The organism is Marinicauda pacifica (assembly GCF_004793635.1).
In the GTDB taxonomy this organism is placed as follows: Bacteria; Pseudomonadota; Alphaproteobacteria; order Caulobacterales; family Maricaulaceae; genus Marinicauda; species Marinicauda pacifica.
Window position 1 is genome coordinate 873,181 of record NZ_SRXV01000001.1, and the last position, 16,396, is coordinate 889,576.

At 64.6% G+C, this 16,396-nt stretch carries 15 protein-coding genes; 13 read left to right on the plus strand and 2 right to left on the minus strand.

The window, feature by feature from the left end:
- Positions 1-51: 51 nt before the first annotated feature.
- From E5162_RS04190 to E5162_RS04205, 5 genes are all read left to right on the plus strand, one after another.
- A complete protein-coding gene (locus tag E5162_RS04190) occupies positions 52-738 on the plus strand; it encodes a hypothetical protein (RefSeq protein WP_158291189.1) in 687 nt (228 codons plus the stop codon).
- Between the two features lie 193 nt (positions 739-931).
- Positions 932-1,105 carry a hypothetical protein gene (locus E5162_RS14725; protein WP_158291190.1) on the plus strand — a complete coding sequence of 58 codons (174 nt, stop codon included), beginning with the start codon at positions 932-934 and terminating at the stop codon, positions 1,103-1,105.
- Between the two features lie 11 nt (positions 1,106-1,116).
- The gene (locus tag E5162_RS04195; protein WP_135943680.1) at positions 1,117-2,349 is read left to right on the plus strand and encodes a DUF8173 domain-containing protein; all 1,233 of its coding nucleotides are present in this window, start codon (positions 1,117-1,119) and stop codon (positions 2,347-2,349) included.
- A gap of 139 nt (positions 2,350-2,488) precedes the next feature.
- A complete protein-coding gene (gene lipA, locus E5162_RS04200; protein ID WP_135943681.1) occupies positions 2,489-3,457 on the plus strand; it encodes a lipoyl synthase in 969 nt (322 codons plus the stop codon).
- Between the two features lie 5 nt (positions 3,458-3,462).
- The gene (locus tag E5162_RS04205; protein ID WP_135943682.1) at positions 3,463-3,990 is read left to right on the plus strand and encodes a type II toxin-antitoxin system RatA family toxin; all 528 of its coding nucleotides are present in this window, start codon (positions 3,463-3,465) and stop codon (positions 3,988-3,990) included.
- On the opposite strand, the gene E5162_RS04210 is transcribed toward E5162_RS04205, so the two are convergent.
- Together E5162_RS04210 and E5162_RS04215 are read right to left on the minus strand one after the other, a co-directional pair.
- Positions 3,955-4,443 (minus strand): CinA family protein, encoded by a 489-nt coding sequence (locus E5162_RS04210; RefSeq protein WP_135943683.1) that lies wholly within the window; start codon positions 4,441-4,443, stop codon positions 3,955-3,957. The two genes, E5162_RS04205 and E5162_RS04210, sit on opposite strands and share 36 nt — an antisense overlap.
- Positions 4,444-4,445: 2 nt before the next feature.
- Positions 4,446-5,594: a bifunctional 2-C-methyl-D-erythritol 4-phosphate cytidylyltransferase/2-C-methyl-D-erythritol 2,4-cyclodiphosphate synthase gene (locus E5162_RS04215; RefSeq protein WP_135943684.1), complete on the minus strand. Its 1,149-nt coding sequence runs from the start codon at positions 5,592-5,594 to the stop codon at positions 4,446-4,448.
- Between the two features lie 92 nt (positions 5,595-5,686).
- Here E5162_RS04215 and dusB point away from each other — a divergent pair, with 92 nt between their 5' ends.
- From dusB to E5162_RS04255, 8 genes are all read left to right on the plus strand, one after another.
- The gene (gene dusB / locus E5162_RS04220; protein WP_206751058.1) at positions 5,687-6,706 is read left to right on the plus strand and encodes a tRNA dihydrouridine synthase DusB; all 1,020 of its coding nucleotides are present in this window, start codon (positions 5,687-5,689) and stop codon (positions 6,704-6,706) included.
- Positions 6,703-7,752 (plus strand): two-component system sensor histidine kinase NtrB, encoded by a 1,050-nt coding sequence (locus tag E5162_RS04225; protein WP_135943686.1) that lies wholly within the window; start codon positions 6,703-6,705, stop codon positions 7,750-7,752. The genes dusB and E5162_RS04225 overlap by 4 nt, the downstream gene beginning before the upstream one ends.
- On the plus strand, positions 7,749-8,996 hold the full coding sequence (locus tag E5162_RS04230; protein WP_135943687.1) for a response regulator: 1,248 nt from the start codon (positions 7,749-7,751) through the stop codon (positions 8,994-8,996). The genes E5162_RS04225 and E5162_RS04230 overlap by 4 nt, the downstream gene beginning before the upstream one ends.
- Positions 8,997-9,080: 84 nt before the next feature.
- Positions 9,081-11,294 (plus strand): sensor histidine kinase, encoded by a 2,214-nt coding sequence (locus E5162_RS04235; protein ID WP_233342143.1) that lies wholly within the window; start codon positions 9,081-9,083, stop codon positions 11,292-11,294.
- Between the two features lie 7 nt (positions 11,295-11,301).
- A complete protein-coding gene (gene ntrX, locus E5162_RS04240) occupies positions 11,302-12,702 on the plus strand; it encodes a nitrogen assimilation response regulator NtrX (RefSeq protein ID WP_135943688.1) in 1,401 nt (466 codons plus the stop codon).
- Between the two features lie 19 nt (positions 12,703-12,721).
- Positions 12,722-14,095 (plus strand): Trk system potassium transporter TrkA, encoded by a 1,374-nt coding sequence (trkA, locus tag E5162_RS04245; protein WP_135943689.1) that lies wholly within the window; start codon positions 12,722-12,724, stop codon positions 14,093-14,095.
- A gap of 24 nt (positions 14,096-14,119) precedes the next feature.
- Positions 14,120-15,496, plus strand: a complete 1,377-nt coding sequence (locus E5162_RS04250; RefSeq protein ID WP_158291191.1) for a TrkH family potassium uptake protein — start codon at positions 14,120-14,122, stop codon at positions 15,494-15,496.
- Positions 15,497-15,500: 4 nt separating this feature from the next.
- Positions 15,501-16,364, plus strand: coding sequence for a D-amino-acid transaminase (locus E5162_RS04255; RefSeq protein ID WP_135943691.1), 864 nt, complete (start codon positions 15,501-15,503; stop codon positions 16,362-16,364).
- The last annotated feature ends 32 nt before the right edge of the window (positions 16,365-16,396 follow it).

Here is a 16,396-nt window from a genome sequence, read left to right on the forward strand (position 1 = left end):
CATCATGGCTGGCAGAGCGCACGCCAAGTGCGCCGTCTGGACAGGAGAAACATGATGTCAAATTTGGTTGGTCTGATTTCGAGTGGCGTCGTTCTGGTTGCCGCAGCCGCGGGAGCGCCCGCCCTGGCGCAGGACTCCGAATTCAATGGCCTTGCCGGTACCTACGACAGCGATACCGAGGGAAATCGCGAGATGAACGGCACCGCCGTCACCTCCCGCGGCCGGGTCGGCGGAGACCTGGAAATGAATGGCGCGAGCGTCGATGTCGAAGGTGAAATTGGCGGGGATGCCGACCTGAACGGCGCCTCCATCGAGGTCGACGCCAGGATTCACGGACGCACGATCGCCAACGGGGCCGGAATCGATCTGGAAGGCTGGTATGGCGGGCCCGTGGACGTGAATGCGGCGGGTGTCGAGTTCGCCGGCGTCTTCGAAGGGCCGATTCGGGCGCGGGTCGGCGGTGCGACGTTGAGCGGTACGTTCCAGGAGGCGGTCGATATTTCAGGTGAGGGCCGCGGTGGCTTGTTCCGCCGCGGTGACCGCAGCGAAATCGTCATTTCCGGCGATCTCCAGGCAGGCGGCACGATCTGCGCGCATGAGGTTGTCTTCCGCTCGCGCGCGGCCCTTGGCGCGCCGCTGACCGTGATGGCCGACAACGAACCGGAGCTGAACGAGTTGATCGACGCCTCGCTGGTGACGTTTACCCCGCGCGAGGACAGAGACTGCAACGGCGACTAGCCGAGTCCGTTTTTCCTTCAACAAGGCAGGTACAGGCGGCGTCCCGAGGGGGCGCCGCCTTTTTCGTTTCCGGACCTTTGGCGTGCCGGTTCGTTCACGAGTTTTATCGTTTTTCGGAAAAAATGCTTTGATATCGAGTTTCGATATGTTATCGAGTTTCGATATGGTTGGTCACAATAAGAACGGTAAGAAAATGAAACGTCTCCTCCTGACTACCGCTGCGGCGTCGATGCTGATGCTGGGCGGCTGCATCATTGTCATCGAAGAGGGTGAGGCCAGCGCCGATCTGGTCGGAGTGGAAGGGGCTGCTGACACGCGCGACGTGTCCTGCGTCCCTTCTGACAATCAACGCTGCGAGCGCAGCTAGAGGAGGGCGAAATGAATATTCTTCATCACGTCAGATACGTGCTGGCTGCTCTTGTCCTGTCTGGCACCGCATTCACCGCGGCGAACGCCCAATATGTCGGCGGCGACCTGTCTCTCGATCTCGATGACAATGGCGACATCTTCGTGCTGGCTGCCGACGTCACCTTGAGGGGCCGTGTCGGAGGCGATGTTGACGGTCTTGCCGCAGACATGAGCATCGATGCCGACATCGGCGGCGATGTCAGCGTGGCCGTTGCCGACTTTCGTCAAGAAGGCCGCGTAGGCGGCGACGTGAATGTCGGCGCTGCCAACGCGGTGATTGCCGGAGAGGTGCTCGGTTCGGTCAATCTGGGCGCAGCCGATATCACGGTTTCCGGCCAGATTCGACAGGACCTGAATGCCAGCGGCGCTTCGGTTGTGCTCGAAGCCAGCGGGCTTGTCGGGGGCGATGCCGAACTGAATGGCCGCGATCTGCGTGTCGACGGTCAGGTCCTGGGCGGCCTGGAGGCGTTTGGCCGCGATGTGCGGATTTCCGGGGAGGTTGCCGGTCCGGTCGAGATCCGGGCACGTTCGGTCGTCATCGAAGAGTCGGCCCGCCTGCTGGGACCGGTGCTCGTCGAGAGCCTTCACGAGCCGACGATCGAGGATGGCGCAGTGATTCCCCAAGGTGTCACTTACGAATACCGCGAGTTCACGGATCGCGAATTCGGCGACTATGACGGCCCCAATTTCAAGCTGCCCGAGTGGCCGCTGGCCGGTGCATCGGCGTTCAGCGCGTTCATCCTGGGCATGCTGGCCGTCCTGATCGCCCCGCGCTCGGTGGGCGCCATTGCGGCAGCCTTCCGCCGCCGTCCCTTCATCTCGACCCTGCTTGGCCTCATTGTGCTGGCGGTGTCTCCGGTACTCGTCCTGACCTTGATGGTTCTGCTGATGATCACGATCGTCGGCATCCCTCTGGGACTGATCCTGCTCTTCATCTACCCGGTGGTTCTGTTCCTGGCGTTTGCCTTCGGTGGCATGGCGGTTGGAGATCTGGTTTTCAATCGCAAGGGCGGGCAGGCCGGGCTGGGCCTTCGTGCCATCTCATTCCTGGTGGCGCTGGCCGCGATCGTCGCGCTCGGCATGATCCCGGTGATCGGATGGCTCATCGTCTCGATCGTCCTGTGTATCGGTCTGGGGGCGTGGAGTGTCGCGATCTTCTCACGGCACAATGATCGGATCGCTACGACGGACGACGCGGTCTAGACAGACGTCCACTCTTGAAATTGCGCCCGGCTGGCCCGTGTCCAGCCGGGCGTTTTCGTGTTTACGCTCCCCGGGTGCGGCGACGCGCATCAGCATGGTGTGCTTGAACCTTGGCGCGCTCCGGTCCATGTAACGGCTCATGACGACACTGATTGATGCTCGCAACGCGCGCGCAGCGCGGCACCCGGAAAAGCAAAAGCGCGAGGACACCCCTGTCCTGCGCAAGCCGGACTGGATTCGCGTCAAGGCGCCCGCTGGCGGCGTCTTCTCCGAGACCCGTAATGTGGTGAAGGAAAACAACCTCGTCACGGTTTGCGAGGAGGCTGGCTGCCCGAATATCGGCGAATGCTGGTCGCAGAAGCATGCGACCTTCATGATTCTGGGCGATACCTGCACGCGGGCCTGCAGCTTCTGCAATGTGAAGACCGGACTTCCCAACGCGCTCGACGCCGACGAACCCAAGCGCGTGGGTGAGGCGACCGCGACGATGGGGCTGAAGCACGTCGTCATCACCTCGGTTGATCGCGACGACCTGCCCGATGGCGGAGCGGAGCACTTCGCAGAAGTGATCCGCGAGATTCGCAAGGCCGCACCCGGGACCACGATCGAGATCCTGACACCCGATTTCCTGCGCAAGCCGGGCGCTGCGGAAATCGTGATCGACGCCAAGCCGGACGTCTTCAACCATAATCTGGAGACCGTGCCGCGGCTCTACCTCTCCATTCGTCCGGGCGCGCGGTATTACCACTCCTTGCGTCTGCTCGAACGCGTCAAGGAGCGCGATCCGGCCCAGTTCACCAAGTCGGGCATCATGGTCGGCCTTGGCGAGACCAAGGAAGAGGTGATGCAGGTCATGGACGACATGCGGTCGGCCGGAATCGATTTCCTGACGATCGGCCAGTATCTGCAGCCGACGCGCAAGCACGCCGCGATCGACCGGTATGTAACGCCGGACGAGTTCAAGGGCTATGAGACCATCGCTCGCGCGAAGGGCTTCCTGATGGTCTCGGCCACGCCGCTGACCCGCTCAAGCTACCATGCCGGCGAGGATTTCGAGAAGCTGCGCGCGGCGCGCGAAGCCGCCCTGGCTGCGGGCCGTCAGGTCTAGCGGGCATGACGACCGAGCATGTCGAGCGTTTGCGGTTGAAATACCGTCCGGACGAACTGTTCGATCTGGTCGCGGATATCCGCCAATACCCCAAATTCATTCCGCTGATCACGGCCATGCGCGTGACGCGAAACCATGTCTCGGACGGCGAAGGGGAGATGGACGCCGAGGCGAGGGTGAAGTTCCGCTTTGTGCGCGAGAAATTCACCTCGCGCGTTCACCTGTGCAAGCCGGACCGCCGGATCGATGTCACCTATCTGTCCGGGCCGTTTACCGACCTGGCCAATCGGTGGCGCTTCCACGAATTGTCAGACGGCTCGACGCTGGTTGATTTCTGGATTCGCTACCATTTCCGCAATCCGATCCTGCAGATGCTGGTCGACACCAATCGAGGCCGGGCTGTGCGCTTCCTGATCGACGCGTTCGAGGGAGCCGCGCAGAAGCGTCTCGAGCCGGTCGGAAAGGACACTCTGGACGTCGAGGCGGAGATGAAGGGGCTAGAAGGCCTCCTTCAGAAGACCCAGAGCGGTTAGGGCTGCGCGCTCGCGCACTTGCGAGCGGCCGAGCTCGCCAAATTCTTCACGGAATGTGCGGACGGCCTGGCCGGTTCTGGCTACACCAAACCACACCAGTCCCACCGGCTTTGATGCCGTTGCGCCGCCAGGGCCGGCAATGCCGGTAATAGACACGGCCAGTCCGGCATTCGAATGCTCAAGTGCCCCGTCCGCCATTGCGCGCGCGACCTCTTCCGACACGGCACCGTGGGTGTCGATCAGCGCTCTATCAACGCCGAGCATTTCCTGCTTGGCCTCGTTGGAATAGGTCACGAAGCCGCGGTCAAGAACGCTGGATGAGCCGGCGATCTCGGTCAACGCCCCGGCCACGATGCCGCCGGTGCAGCTTTCGGCGGTGGCGATCATCAGGCCATGCTCGCGCGACAAGGCGTTCACGTTCTCTGCAAGCCTAATCAGGTTGGCCGGTAACATGGTCAGTGCACCCTCACGGTCACGATGGCTTCAGCGGCGAGACCTTCGCCCCGTCCGGTAAAGCCGAGCTTCTCGGTTGTGGTCGCCTTGATGTTCACCCGCTGTGGCGCAAGGTCCAGGATCGCAGCGACTCTCGTCCGCATGGCATCCCGGAAGGGTCCGATCCTGGGGCGCTCACAGATCAGTGTGACATCCACGTGGACCGGGCTTGCCCCGGCCTCCCGCGCCAGCCCCAGCGCATGGCGCAGGAAATCGACTGAGTCCGCATCCTTCCACCGCGCATCGGTCGGGGGAAAGTGCTGGCCGATATCGCCCTGACCCGATGCACCCAGGAGCGCGTCGGTAATGGCGTGCAGGCCGGCATCGGCGTCAGAATGACCGACAAGGCGAAGGGAGCAGTCGATGAAGACTCCGCACAGGGTCAGACCATCGCCCGGCGCGAGGCGGTGAACGTCGTAGCCGGAACCCGACACGGTCATGGCCGCAGGGTTCGGTTGGAGCAGGGATGCCATACGCTCGAAATCCTCAGGCCAGGTCACCTTGAAATTACGCTCCTCGCCCGGGACGGTGGCCACCGGGAGACCGGTTGCGCGCGCCAGGGCGCTCTCGTCAGGATAGCTGACCTCGCCGGCGCGCGTGAAGGCCTCGGTCAGACGGGCCCGCTCGAAGGCCTGCGGAGTCTGGAGACGCATCAGCCCGTCGCGGGAAACCGGCACGAGTCCGCTTTCATCCTCCCGCGTCAGGGCATCGGCCACAGGCAGGACGGGAACGGCACCCGGAGCATCGTCGAGCGCCGCCAGCAGCCTGTCGATCAGGGCAGGGGTGACACCGGGCCTGGCGGCATCATGGATGAGCACATGTGGTGCGTCAGCAACCTCGAGCGCCGCGCGTACGGAGGCGGTCCGGCTGGTCCCGCCCGGCACGACAGAAACGGGGCAGACGAGGCCTTGCGTCATGTCCTCGACCCGCGCGACCTGATCGGGGGCGCACGCGATGACGATCTCTGCGCAGTCGCGATGCTGGCTGAAGGTTTCGACGCTCCAGCGCAGCATGGGCTTGCCCGCCAGGGGGCGGAACTGCTTGGGCTCACTCCCTCCCGCACGCTCGCCCCGGCCGGCGGCAACGATACAGGCGGTGAAGCGGGAGGCCATGGGCGGAGGTTCCGGTCGCAGATTGCAGATCAGGCAGGTGGAAGCGTTACGGTCTCTGGAAGCCCAGGTCCAGACGCGCTATGAGCAGAATGATGGCCGACACCGCTGCGACATCGACCTTTTCCATCGGTTCCGTCTTCGTGCGCGGGCCCTGTCTGCTTGCGCCCATGTCCGGCGTGACCGACTACCCGATCCGCAAGCAGGCCTGGCGCTTCGGCGCGGGGCTGGTCGTGTCCGAAATGGTCGCGTGCGAGACTCTGGCGCAGGGGCGCGAGGATGTCGTGCGGCGCATGCGCGGCGATTCCGGCAGCGGACCGCGCGTCATCCAGCTGGCCGGGCGCGAGGCGAAATGGATGGATATCGGCGCGCGCATAGCGGCTGACGCCGGCGCCGAGGTGATCGACATCAATATGGGCTGCCCGGCAAAACAGGTCACTCGCGGGCTGTCGGGATCTGCGCTGATGCGCGATCTCGATCACGCGCTCGGTCTGATCGAGGCGACGGTGCGGGCCGTGTCCCTGCCGGTGACGTTGAAAATGCGCCTCGGCTGGGATCAGGACAGCGTGAATGCGCCCGAACTTGCCCGCCGGGCACAGGATGCCGGCATCCAGATGGTCACCGTCCACGGGCGGACGCGGCAGCAATTCTACAAGGGCCAGGCCGACTGGGCCGCGGTACGCGCCGTGCGCGATGTCTGCACGCTGCCCCTCGTGGTCAACGGAGATATCGCGACCCCGGACGAGGCCCGGACCGCTCTGCGTCAGTCGGGCGCCGACGCGGTCATGGTGGGCCGTGCGAGTCAGGGACGTCCCTGGCTGCCGGGCGCCATCGGGCACGCCCTTCGCGACGGCGGAGCTCTGGTGGAACCGGGGGTCGCCATTGCGGGGCAGGCGCTGGACGAGGCGCTCGCAGATTCGGTCGAGCTCTACGGCGAAGAGCTCGGCGTGCGCTGCATGCGCAAGCATTTCGCGAGCTTTGTGGACTGGGCCGAACCGGATGCGGACCGCGCCAAACAGGCGCGGGCGCAATTGTGCCGCGAAACTTCGGCGACCCGGACGCGCGCCGCCTTGCTCGCCTTCTGCGACACGGCCTCGCGGCAGGCTGCCGCGTGAGTCTCGACGCGATCGAACGGCGCGCGGCGCGGGCGGCCGAGACCGCCGCGTCAGTGCTGATCATGATCGATGCCTGCGGACAGGTAATTTACGCAAACGGGGCGGCTGAGCCACTTTTCGGACGCTCGCGTCAGCGCCTGATCGGAGCCGATCTGGAGGAGCTTGGCGCGTGGGGCCGTGTGGCCGGGGAGATTGCACGGCGCGCGCGGATCAGCGGACGCGAAGTGCTTGCTCACGATGTGTCGCTCCACGAGGGCGACGAGCGCCTGCGCGGTGCCATCGACGCGGTTCCGGACGGAGACGATCTGTGTCTCGTGATCCGGCCGACCCCGGCCGCATCGGTCCAGCCCAGCGGCGAGGGGGCGGCCAATGCCGCGGTCGGATTCGGACGCCTGCTTTCGCACGAGCTGAAGAACCCGATTGCAGGCGCGCGCGGCGCGGCCCAGCTCATTTCACAGACAGCAGATGGCGAGACTGCCGAGCTCGCCGCAATCATCATGACCGAACTGGATCGGGCCCGGCGGATTGCGGAGCACTGGAGCCGGATCGGCGATGTGGTTGCCGGTGAGGCCACCTCGATCAATCTGCACGCGCTCGCGCGTGAGGCTATTGCCTCGGCACGCGTAGCTGCGGGCAACGAGATCCGCTTCCAGGAAGCGTTCGACCCATCTTTGCCGGAAGCCTGGGGCGACCGCGACCTCCTGTTGCAGGCGGTCCTCAACCTGCTGACGAACTCGGCGGAGGCCATTGCGCGCCATGGCGACGGACTGGTGCGCCTGACGACGCGCTATCGCCGGCTGGGACCGGGCAGCGCGGCGCCGGATGCCCGCCTGGAGCTGGAGGTGCTCGATACAGGGCCGGGCGTGCCGGACCGGCTGGCCGGGAGTATCTTCAATCCCTTCGTGACGGGGAAGCCGGCGGGCGAGGGGCTGGGCCTGGCCTTTGTCAGCCGCGTGGCGGACCTTCACAATGGCGCGGTTGAATTCGAAAGCCGGCCCGGACGGACCGTGTTCAAGCTCTTCCTTCAGGAGGCCAGGGATACATGACCGCCCGCATTCTTGTGCTTGAGGATGACGAGTCGCTGCGCCTGGTCGTGACCAAGGCTTTGTCGCGTGCCGGATTTGATGTGCGCGCGACCGCCTCTCCGCAGAGCGCGATCGACCGTATGATCGGCGGGGACGCAGATCTGCTGGTCGCCGATGTCGTACTGGGTCAGGAGAATTTCCTGGATCGCATCGACGAAATCACGCGCGTGCGTCCCGATGCACCCATCATCATCGTGAGTGCACAGACGACTGCCGCGACCGCAATCCACGCGGCCAAGCGGGGCGCGCGGCGATATCTTCCCAAGCCGTTCGACCTGGATGAGCTGACCCGTGCAGTCAGCGCCTGCCTGGCGGCTCATCCGGGGCGCAGCGGCGAGACAAGCCGGCCGACAAAGTCCGGCGGGTACGAAGGCTTGCTGGGCCGGTCGCGCGCGATGCAGACGGTTTTCCAGGCGCTCGGCCGATTATCCCGTGTCGTTTGCCCCGTGCTGCTCACCGGGCCGGAGGGCTCTGGCCGTGCTACGGCTGCACGTGCGCTGCACACCGCCCGCGGCGGACGCAAGCTGATCGAGCTGGGTCCGGCCCGGCTTGACCGCGAGGGGCCCGGCGCGGCAACGGGCGAGGCCGATGGTCTCTTGCTTCGCCGCGCCGACATGTGGAGCGAGCGGGCCGCGCAGCAGGTGCGAGAGTGGTGCGAAGCTCAACCCGCCACCAACCTCTACGTCACCGGTTCGCCCACCGTCCGCAACGCGTTGCCGGATGCGCTCTATTTTCTCATCGGTGCGGGCCTTGTCGAGCTGCCCCCGCTCCGAGATCGCGAGGGCGATCTCGATCTGATCGTCGATCATGTCTGGTCGAGGCTTTCGCCGGAGCGAAGCCTGCCCGCACAGGTGCGCACGGCCCTCTCACGCTGGGCCTGGCCGGGTGAGGTGCGCGAACTGGAATTCGTGCTCACGCGGTTGAGCCTTTGCGAGATGCCTTCAGCCGAGCTCCTGGCGGGCCTTCTTGCGCAAGCAGGCGAACACGCGGAGGCCCTGGAGGCCGCCGTCATCGACGCTGCCAGCCGCGCGTTCGCCTCTGGCCAGGCGGACCCCGGGCGCAGCGTTCACGACCGCGTCGATGCCGCGCTGATCGAAGCAGCCCTGTCACGGACTGGCGGCGTGCGGCGCGATGCCGCCACACTTCTGGGCTGGAATCGCAACACGTTGGCCAGACGGATCGAAGCGCTGAATCTGGATGTCTGAGTTGCGCCAGTTCGGCAACAGAGCGTGGACAATGGGTCACACTCGCGTCAGGATGGGCGTCTGTTTAATGGAGCGCTTCCTGCGTTGACTTTCAGAAGGCAACACCTGACCCGTGCCGGAGGCCGATCGCTTTTCGCGGTCGGGTTCGCGCTGGCCAGTATCGGGCTGATCCTGCTCGCCTTCCTGTCGATGTCGCGCGACGCCGACGAGAATAGCCGCCAGCTCTATGCACTCATCTTCGGCAATGGCGCGCTGATCCTGGTTCTGCTGAGTGCGGCCGGCATCCGGGTGGTGCGAAAACTCATGGGACGCCGCTTCGGCGAACCGGCGCCGCGCCTGCATATCCGCTTCATCATCCTGTTTTCGGTCGCCGCGATCACCCCGGCCGTCCTGACCGCGGGGTTCAACGCGCTCGTCCTGGGCCGGGGCATGGAGTTCTGGCTGGGCGAGCCGGTGAACACACTCGTGGAAAGCGTAGCCGATCTCGGACGAGAACAGGCACCCGAGGAGCTCGAACTGGCCCGCATCCAGATGCGGTCGATGGCCAACGACCTCTCCCAGGGCGAGGCGGTCGAAGCGCTGCGCAGCAATCGGATCGTGTATTCGGCCTATCTGCGTGAGCAGGCGATCCGGCGGAATTTCCAGGCTGCCTACATCGTGGATTCCCAGTCCACCATTCTGGCCCGCGCCGAAGCTCAGAATGCGCCGCTTTTCACGGCGCCATCACCACGCCTGTTCCAGATTCTCGGCGACACCGAAATTGCGGTTTCCGACCCGGTGACACGGGACGATGCGCCTGATTTCGTCCGGCTATTGCTCGAGCTGCCCGCCTACGAGGATGCCTATCTCTACGTCGTCTGGTACCACGATTTCAGCCTGCTGACGCAGACCGAACAAGCCACGGCCGCGTTCCGCGATGCGGTCGCGGCGGAGGAACAGACGCGCCGTCTCTTCTTCTTTGTCTACGTCGAGGCGGCCATGCTGATCCTGGCCGGCGCGATCTGGCTGGCATTGTCGGCTGCCAACCAGGTCGTGGCCCCGGTCGGCAGACTGGTGAGCGCAGCCGAACGTGTGCGCCGCGGAGATCTGGACGCGCGCGTCGAAGTGGCCGGCAATCCCGATGAGCTCGCCGCCCTTGGGCGGGCCTTCAACCGGATGACTCGCCAGCTGAATAGCCAGCGCTCGACGCTTCTGGAGGTCAACGCGGAGGCCGAGCGGCGGCGCGCCTTCATCGAGGCGGTGCTGACCGGTGTCAGCGCCGGGGTGATCGGCGTTGACTCAGACGGACGCATCACACTCATGAACCGTTCTGCCGCAACCCTTCTCGGCCTCGAACCGGGCGATGTCGTTGGCGAGACGGTCGATACCGCTGCGCCTGTGTTCGCGGCGGTCGTGGAGGAGGCGGCTCGCCGTCCGAGCGACATTGCGGAGCGTCAGATCGACCTGACTGGCGCGGATGGCGCTCTGGTTCACCTCAATGCGCGCGCGGCACTCGATGACGATGGTGGGATGGTGATCACCTTCGACGACGTGACACGGCTGGTTGCGGCACAGCGCAACGCGGCCTGGCGGGACGTGGCGCGGCGGATCGCTCATGAAATCAAGAACCCGTTGACGCCTATCCAGCTCTCCGCCGAGCGTTTACGGCGCAAGTACCGCAAGGATGTGGACGAGACCCAGGTCGATGTCTTCGACCGGTGCGTGGATACGATCGTCCGACAAGTCAGCGATATTGGCCGGATGGTCGATGAATTCTCGACCTTCGCGCGAATGCCCGCGCCGAAAATGGAAGTCACCGATCTCAATGTCGTGGCGGAAGGGGCGGTTTTCGCGCAGAGGGTCGCCTCGCCGCAGATCAGGGTCTCGCTGCAGCGTCCCGACGACGCGGTGATGGTGGAATGCGATTCGCGTCTGGCGACACAATCTCTGGCCAATATACTGAAAAACGCGGCCGAATCGGTTTCCACCCGAATGGAATCGGAGGCCGGGAAGTCGATCGGCCAGATGCAGGTTTCAGTCCTGGTTCAGGATGGGTTCGCGATCATCGAGGTCAAGGATGACGGGTTGGGCTGGCCATCGCCGGACAAGGCGCGGCTGACAGAGCCCTACATGACGACGCGCGAGAAAGGGACCGGGCTGGGCCTCGCCATCGTTCGGCGGGTCATGGAAGACCATTCGGGCCGGCTGGAGCTTCACGATCGCGACGATTCCCAACAGGGCGCCGTGGTTCGGCTGGCCTTCCCCTTGCTAGACAATAACGGCTCACTGCCCAACCGCGCCGAAAGCGCGCAAGTTTGAGGACGAGATGGCGCAAGATATCCTGATCGTAGACGACGAAACCGATATCCGGGAATTGATTGGCGGTCTCCTGGAAGATGAGGGCTATATCGCGCGCTACGCTTCACAAGCGGACGAGGCGCTCGCAGAAATGCGACAGCGCACGCCCTCGCTCGCGATTCTTGATGTCTGGTTGCAAGGCAGCCGGCTCGACGGAATCGAGCTTCTCGACGAAATCAAGCGGGGCGACCCCGACATGCCGGTGATCGTCATTTCCGGTCACGGCACGATCGAAACGGCCGTCGCCGCGATCCGCAAAGGCGCTTATGATTTTATAGAAAAGCCGTTTAAATCCGATAAGTTACTGCTGACAGTTCAGCGGGCGCTCGAAGCTTCCCAACTGCGCCGGGAAAATGCCGAGCTTCGCAAGAAAAGCGATCTTCAAGATCAGCTCATCGGCGATTCCGCGAGCGCGGTTCATCTTCGCCAGACCATCGACCGGGTCGCGCCGACCAATTCGCGCATCCTGATCGAGGGCCCGTCGGGCTCCGGCAAGGAATTGATTGCCCGCCTTATCCACACCGCGTCCACGCGCCGCGACGGCAATTTCGTGGCCGTCAGCGCCGCGATCATGAATCCGGACAGGGTCGAGGAAGAATTGTTCGGCACCGAGCGTCCCGACGGCAGCGTGGAGCGCGTGGGCCTTCTTGAGCAGGCTCATAACGGGACTCTGTTCCTGGATGAGGTCGGCGACATGCCGGTGGCAACGCAGAGCAAACTGCTTCGGATGCTGGTCGAACAGCATTTCCGCAGGATCGGCGGCGGTGTCGATGTGGAAGTGAATGTCCGCGTCCTGTCCTCCAGCGCCCGTGATCTTCGAGCGCTGATCGCCCAGGGCCGATTCCGCGAGGATCTCTTCCACCGGCTGGCCGTGGTTCCCGTGACGGTCCCCTCGCTGGCGGAACGGCGTGAGGATATCCCGCGCCTTGTGGAGCATTTCATCGACCGGCTGGCCTCGACATCCGGTCTCACGCGCCGGGTCATCGGTGACGATGCGATGGCCGCGCTCCAGGCCCATAACTGGCCGGGAAATGTGCGCCAGTTGCGTAATAACGTGGAACGTTTGCTGATCCTGGCCTCGGGCACGCCGGACGAGCCGGTCACGATCGATGCGCTGCCCTCCGAGGTCGTGTCCCGCGAACATGACGGGGAAGGCTTTGAATCCGAGCGCATGATCGCCTTGCCTCTGCGCGATGCCCGTGAAAAGTTCGAACGTGAGTACTTGAAAGCGCAGATATCGCGGTTTGGCGGCAACATCTCCCGCACTGCGAGCTTTATCGGCATGGAGCGCTCCGCGCTCCACCGCAAGCTGAAGGCGCTCGGCGTGGCGAGCAGTCAAAAAGACGCCGATCCGAACGACGCGTCCTGATTTTTGGAGCAGGTTTCCTATGAAAGCAGTCGTGTGCGGCGCAGGCCGTGTGGGCTACGGAATCGCGCGCGAGCTGGCGCGCGAGGGCAATGCGGTCACGGTCGTTGACTGGTCGGCCGAACTGATCGACCGGGTGACCACCAATCTCGACGTGCGCGGCATTGTCGGCCACGGCAGCCATCCTGACGTGCTCAAGCGCGCCGGCGCAAAGGATGCCGACCTTCTTGTCGCGGTGACCTATTCCGACGAGACGAACATGATTGCGTGCCAGGTTGCGCATTCCTTGTTCGAAACCCCGACACGCATCGCGCGGGTGAGGGCGCAAAGCTATCTCGACAAGCAATGGCGCGATCTGTTCTCCACCGGGAATCTGCCCATCGACGTGACCATCTCGCCCGAGCTGGAGGTGAGCCGGTCCATACTGCAACGCCTGGAAACGCCGGGGGCGTTTACCACCGCGCCGTTCGCCAACGGACGGGTCCAGGTGCTGGGGGTCCGCGTGGACGAGAATTCGCCGGTGGCCGGCAGTTCGCGCGACCAGCTGCTGGAGCTCTTTCCCGATCTGGCGATTGATGTGGTCGGAATCCTGCGTGACAAGACCTTGTTTGTACCGCAGGGCAACGACCCGCTTATGGCCGAGGACGAGGTCTATCTGTCCGTGGCTGCGGGCCATGTCGGTCGAGCGCTCGATGTGTTCGGCCGGGCCGCGCCGCGCGCACGGCGTGTCGTGATCGTGGGGGCCGGCAATATCGGGCTCTATGTTGCTCAGGCGCTTGAACGCGTGTCGGGCGTGAAAGTCCGCCTGATCGAAGGCGACAAGACCCGCGCAGAAAATGCCGCGGATGCGCTGCGCCGCACGGTCGTGCTTCACGGCGACGGGCTGGATCGGCAGGTCCTGAGAGAAGCCGGTGTGGAGGAGGCCGAGCTGGCCATCTGTCTGACCAATGACGACAAGGTGAATCTTCTCAGCGCGGTGATGGCCAAGCGCGAGGGGGCACAACGCACGCTTTCGCTCGTGAACGACGAAGCCTTCCGCCCGGTCAAGACGGCGCTCGGCATCGACGTTCTGATCGACCCGCGTACGGTGACGATCTCGACCATCCTCCAGCACATCCGGCGCGGCCGGATCACCGGCCTGCAGACGCTGGGGGGCGGTGAAGCCGAGGCGCTTGAAGGGGTTACGTTGTCGACCTCACCGTTGATCGGGAAGACGTTGAACGACCTGGAGCTTCCCGAAAACGTGGCCATCTGTGCGCTCGTGCGCGGTAACCAGGTGTTCTTCCAGCGCGACCCGGTCACCATACAGGAAAACGATCGCGTCATCTTCTTTGCCCTCAAGAGTGCGGTTTCCAAGGTGGAACAGCTCTTCCGGGTCAGCCTCGAATACTTCTAGACCGATATGGGGCTCTCTGCGCGCATGCTCCGGGCCCTCGGGTGGTGCTGGCTGATCGTCGGAGTGATGGCTGTGCCATTCGTGGTGATTGCCGCTGCGGAAGGCGCGGGAGCTGCCGCAAGAGGGTTTTCGGTCAGCGCGCTGATGGGGGTCTTTGCAGGAGGCGTGGCGCTTGCTGCAACCCGGTCGGCCACCGGGAAGGCTGGCCCGCCCGTGGCGCTTCGCATGGCGTTGTACGGTTGGCTGTCAACGCCTCTGTTTGCGGCGGCGCCGCTCGTGGCAGCTGCCGACGGCCTGATGCCCGGCCTGTTTGAATCCTATTCCGCACTGACGACAACAGGGGCGACGGTTCTCGACCCGGATACCCAGCCCCGGGCCATCCTGCTGTGGCGAGCCAGCCTTCAATGGATTGGCGGGTTCGCGACCCTTGTCCTGGCGGCGACGGTATTTGCCGCCCTGGAGGCCAAGGATGCGAATCTGCGCCGGTCGACGCTCCTCACAGTAACCCCGGACAATCTGTTCCTGAATTTCGGCCCGGCCGCGCGGCGGCTGGGCGGCGTCTACGGCCTGGTGACCGCTGTGGCTATCCTCTTGCTCAGTCTGACGAGCCTCGATGCCTTTGACGCGGTCTGCCTGGCGTTCTCCGCCATCTCCACCGGCGGCATGACGCCGACAAGCGCGCCCCTCGGCTCATGGGTTCCAGTCCCGGCCCAGATCATCCTGGTCGTTACCTGTCTGATGGGCGCCTGGAATATCGCGCTTCAGTATGAGCTGCTGAGCCGCGGGCGCGCGGTGCGCCTAACCGGCGATTTGCGTGCCATGGTCTCGACATGCGCGGCGATCGGCCTGGGCGCCGCGGTCCTGTTTGGACCGTCGGCGGCCTACGAGGCGACCCTGGACGCGGTCTTTGCGCTAACGACGACAGGATTCGGTCTCAGCCCCGCACCGGTCCTGCCGACCGTTCTTCTGCTCAGCCTCGCCGTCATCGGCGGCTCGGCCCTGTCCACATCGGGAGGCATGAAGATCACCCGCGTGATCGTGCTTCTGCGCCGCGCTGCCGGTGAGCTTTCCGTGCTCGCCCACCCCTCGGCAGCGACGTATACGCGGTTTGCCGGACGGCATATTCCCGATTCCGCCCTGTTCAGCGTGTGGGTTGTCGCCCTTGTCTTTCCTGCCGCCATTGGTGCTTTCACGATCTTTCTGGGACTTGTCGGAGTGGACTTTCACGCGGCCTGGCAGATCGCGGCGGCGATGTTGTCCAATGCCGGGCCGGTCGCCGCTGTCGATTACGCGAGTCTGCCGGCTGCCGGCCATGGGATCGCCATTCTTGCCATGATAACCGGGCGTCTGGAGATCCTGGCGGCGGCCGCCGCGGTCTTTGTCATTCTTGTGCGGGAGTAGGGCTGTGGCACGCATTGCCTACGTCAATGGCCGGTACCGGCCGATCACCGACGAAGCCATCGGCATTGAGGACCGCGGCTTCCAGTTCGGTGACGGGCTCTATGAAGTCTGGTCGGTTCGACGGGGCCGCTTTCTCGATCACGAGGAGCATAGCGCCCGCCTGGAACGATCTCTGCGCGAGCTTCAGATCGATCTGCCGGTCTCCCTGCCGGCTCTCGACGTGATCCTGCGCGAGGTCGTGCGGCGCAACCGATTCACCGACGGGCTGGTGTATCTGCAGGTGACGCGCGGCGTTTCGCGCCGCGATCATCCGTTTCCCGTCACGCCGGTTCGACCGACGCTTGTTGTGACCGCCCGCGGCCTGGACTTCACCACGATCGACCGGCGCGCCGCGGCGGGGATCGCCATCTTGACCCTGCCCGACGAACGCTGGAAACGGTGCGATATCAAGTCGGTCAACCTGCTTCCCAACGTTCTTGCCAAGCAGAAGGCGCGCGATGCCGGCGCGTTCGAGGCGTGGCTCGTCGACGAAGACGGATGCGTGACCGAAGGCTCGTCCACGACGGCCTGGATCCTCACGAAAGAGGGCACGCTCGTGACCCGTGCGACCGATAACCGCATTCTGTGGGGGGTGACCCGCAAAGCGGTGCGCGCGCTGGCCGAGCAGGAAGGCCTGCGAATCGAGCAACGCGGATTCACCGTCGAGGAAGCTCTGGAAGCGCGCGAAGCCTTCGTAACCTCGGCCAGCAGCTTCGTCATGCCGGTCACATCGATCGATGGACGCACAGTCGCGAATGGTGCGCCGGGCTCTGTTGCCATGCGGTTACGCGAGCTCTACATCGCCGCAGCAGATGGTGCAGCGCGGTAGGCAGACGTTTGTTCGCGGTTGCAGCGATGAGC

Bases quoted from the DNA above. Each gene is read 5' to 3' on its own strand.
- lipA (WP_135943681.1), top strand. From the start codon at position 2,489: ATGACGACACTGATTGATGCTCGCAACGCGCGCGCAGCGCGGCACCCG.
- E5162_RS04230 (WP_135943687.1), top strand. From the start codon at position 7,749: ATGACCGCCCGCATTCTTGTGCTTGAGGATGACGAGTCGCTGCGCCTG.
- E5162_RS14725 (WP_158291190.1), top strand. From the start codon at position 932: ATGAAACGTCTCCTCCTGACTACCGCTGCGGCGTCGATGCTGATGCTG.
- trkA (WP_135943689.1), top strand. From the start codon at position 12,722: ATGAAAGCAGTCGTGTGCGGCGCAGGCCGTGTGGGCTACGGAATCGCG.
- E5162_RS04250 (WP_158291191.1), top strand. From the start codon at position 14,120: ATGCTCCGGGCCCTCGGGTGGTGCTGGCTGATCGTCGGAGTGATGGCT.
- E5162_RS04210 (WP_135943683.1), bottom strand. From the start codon at position 4,443: ATGTTACCGGCCAACCTGATTAGGCTTGCAGAGAACGTGAACGCCTTG.
- E5162_RS04205 (WP_135943682.1), top strand. From the start codon at position 3,463: ATGACGACCGAGCATGTCGAGCGTTTGCGGTTGAAATACCGTCCGGAC.
- ntrX (WP_135943688.1), top strand. From the start codon at position 11,302: ATGGCGCAAGATATCCTGATCGTAGACGACGAAACCGATATCCGGGAA.
- E5162_RS04215 (WP_135943684.1), bottom strand. From the start codon at position 5,594: ATGGCCTCCCGCTTCACCGCCTGTATCGTTGCCGCCGGCCGGGGCGAG.
- E5162_RS04195 (WP_135943680.1), top strand. From the start codon at position 1,117: ATGAATATTCTTCATCACGTCAGATACGTGCTGGCTGCTCTTGTCCTG.
- E5162_RS04190 (WP_158291189.1), top strand. From the start codon at position 52: ATGATGTCAAATTTGGTTGGTCTGATTTCGAGTGGCGTCGTTCTGGTT.
- dusB (WP_206751058.1), top strand. From the start codon at position 5,687: ATGGCCGACACCGCTGCGACATCGACCTTTTCCATCGGTTCCGTCTTC.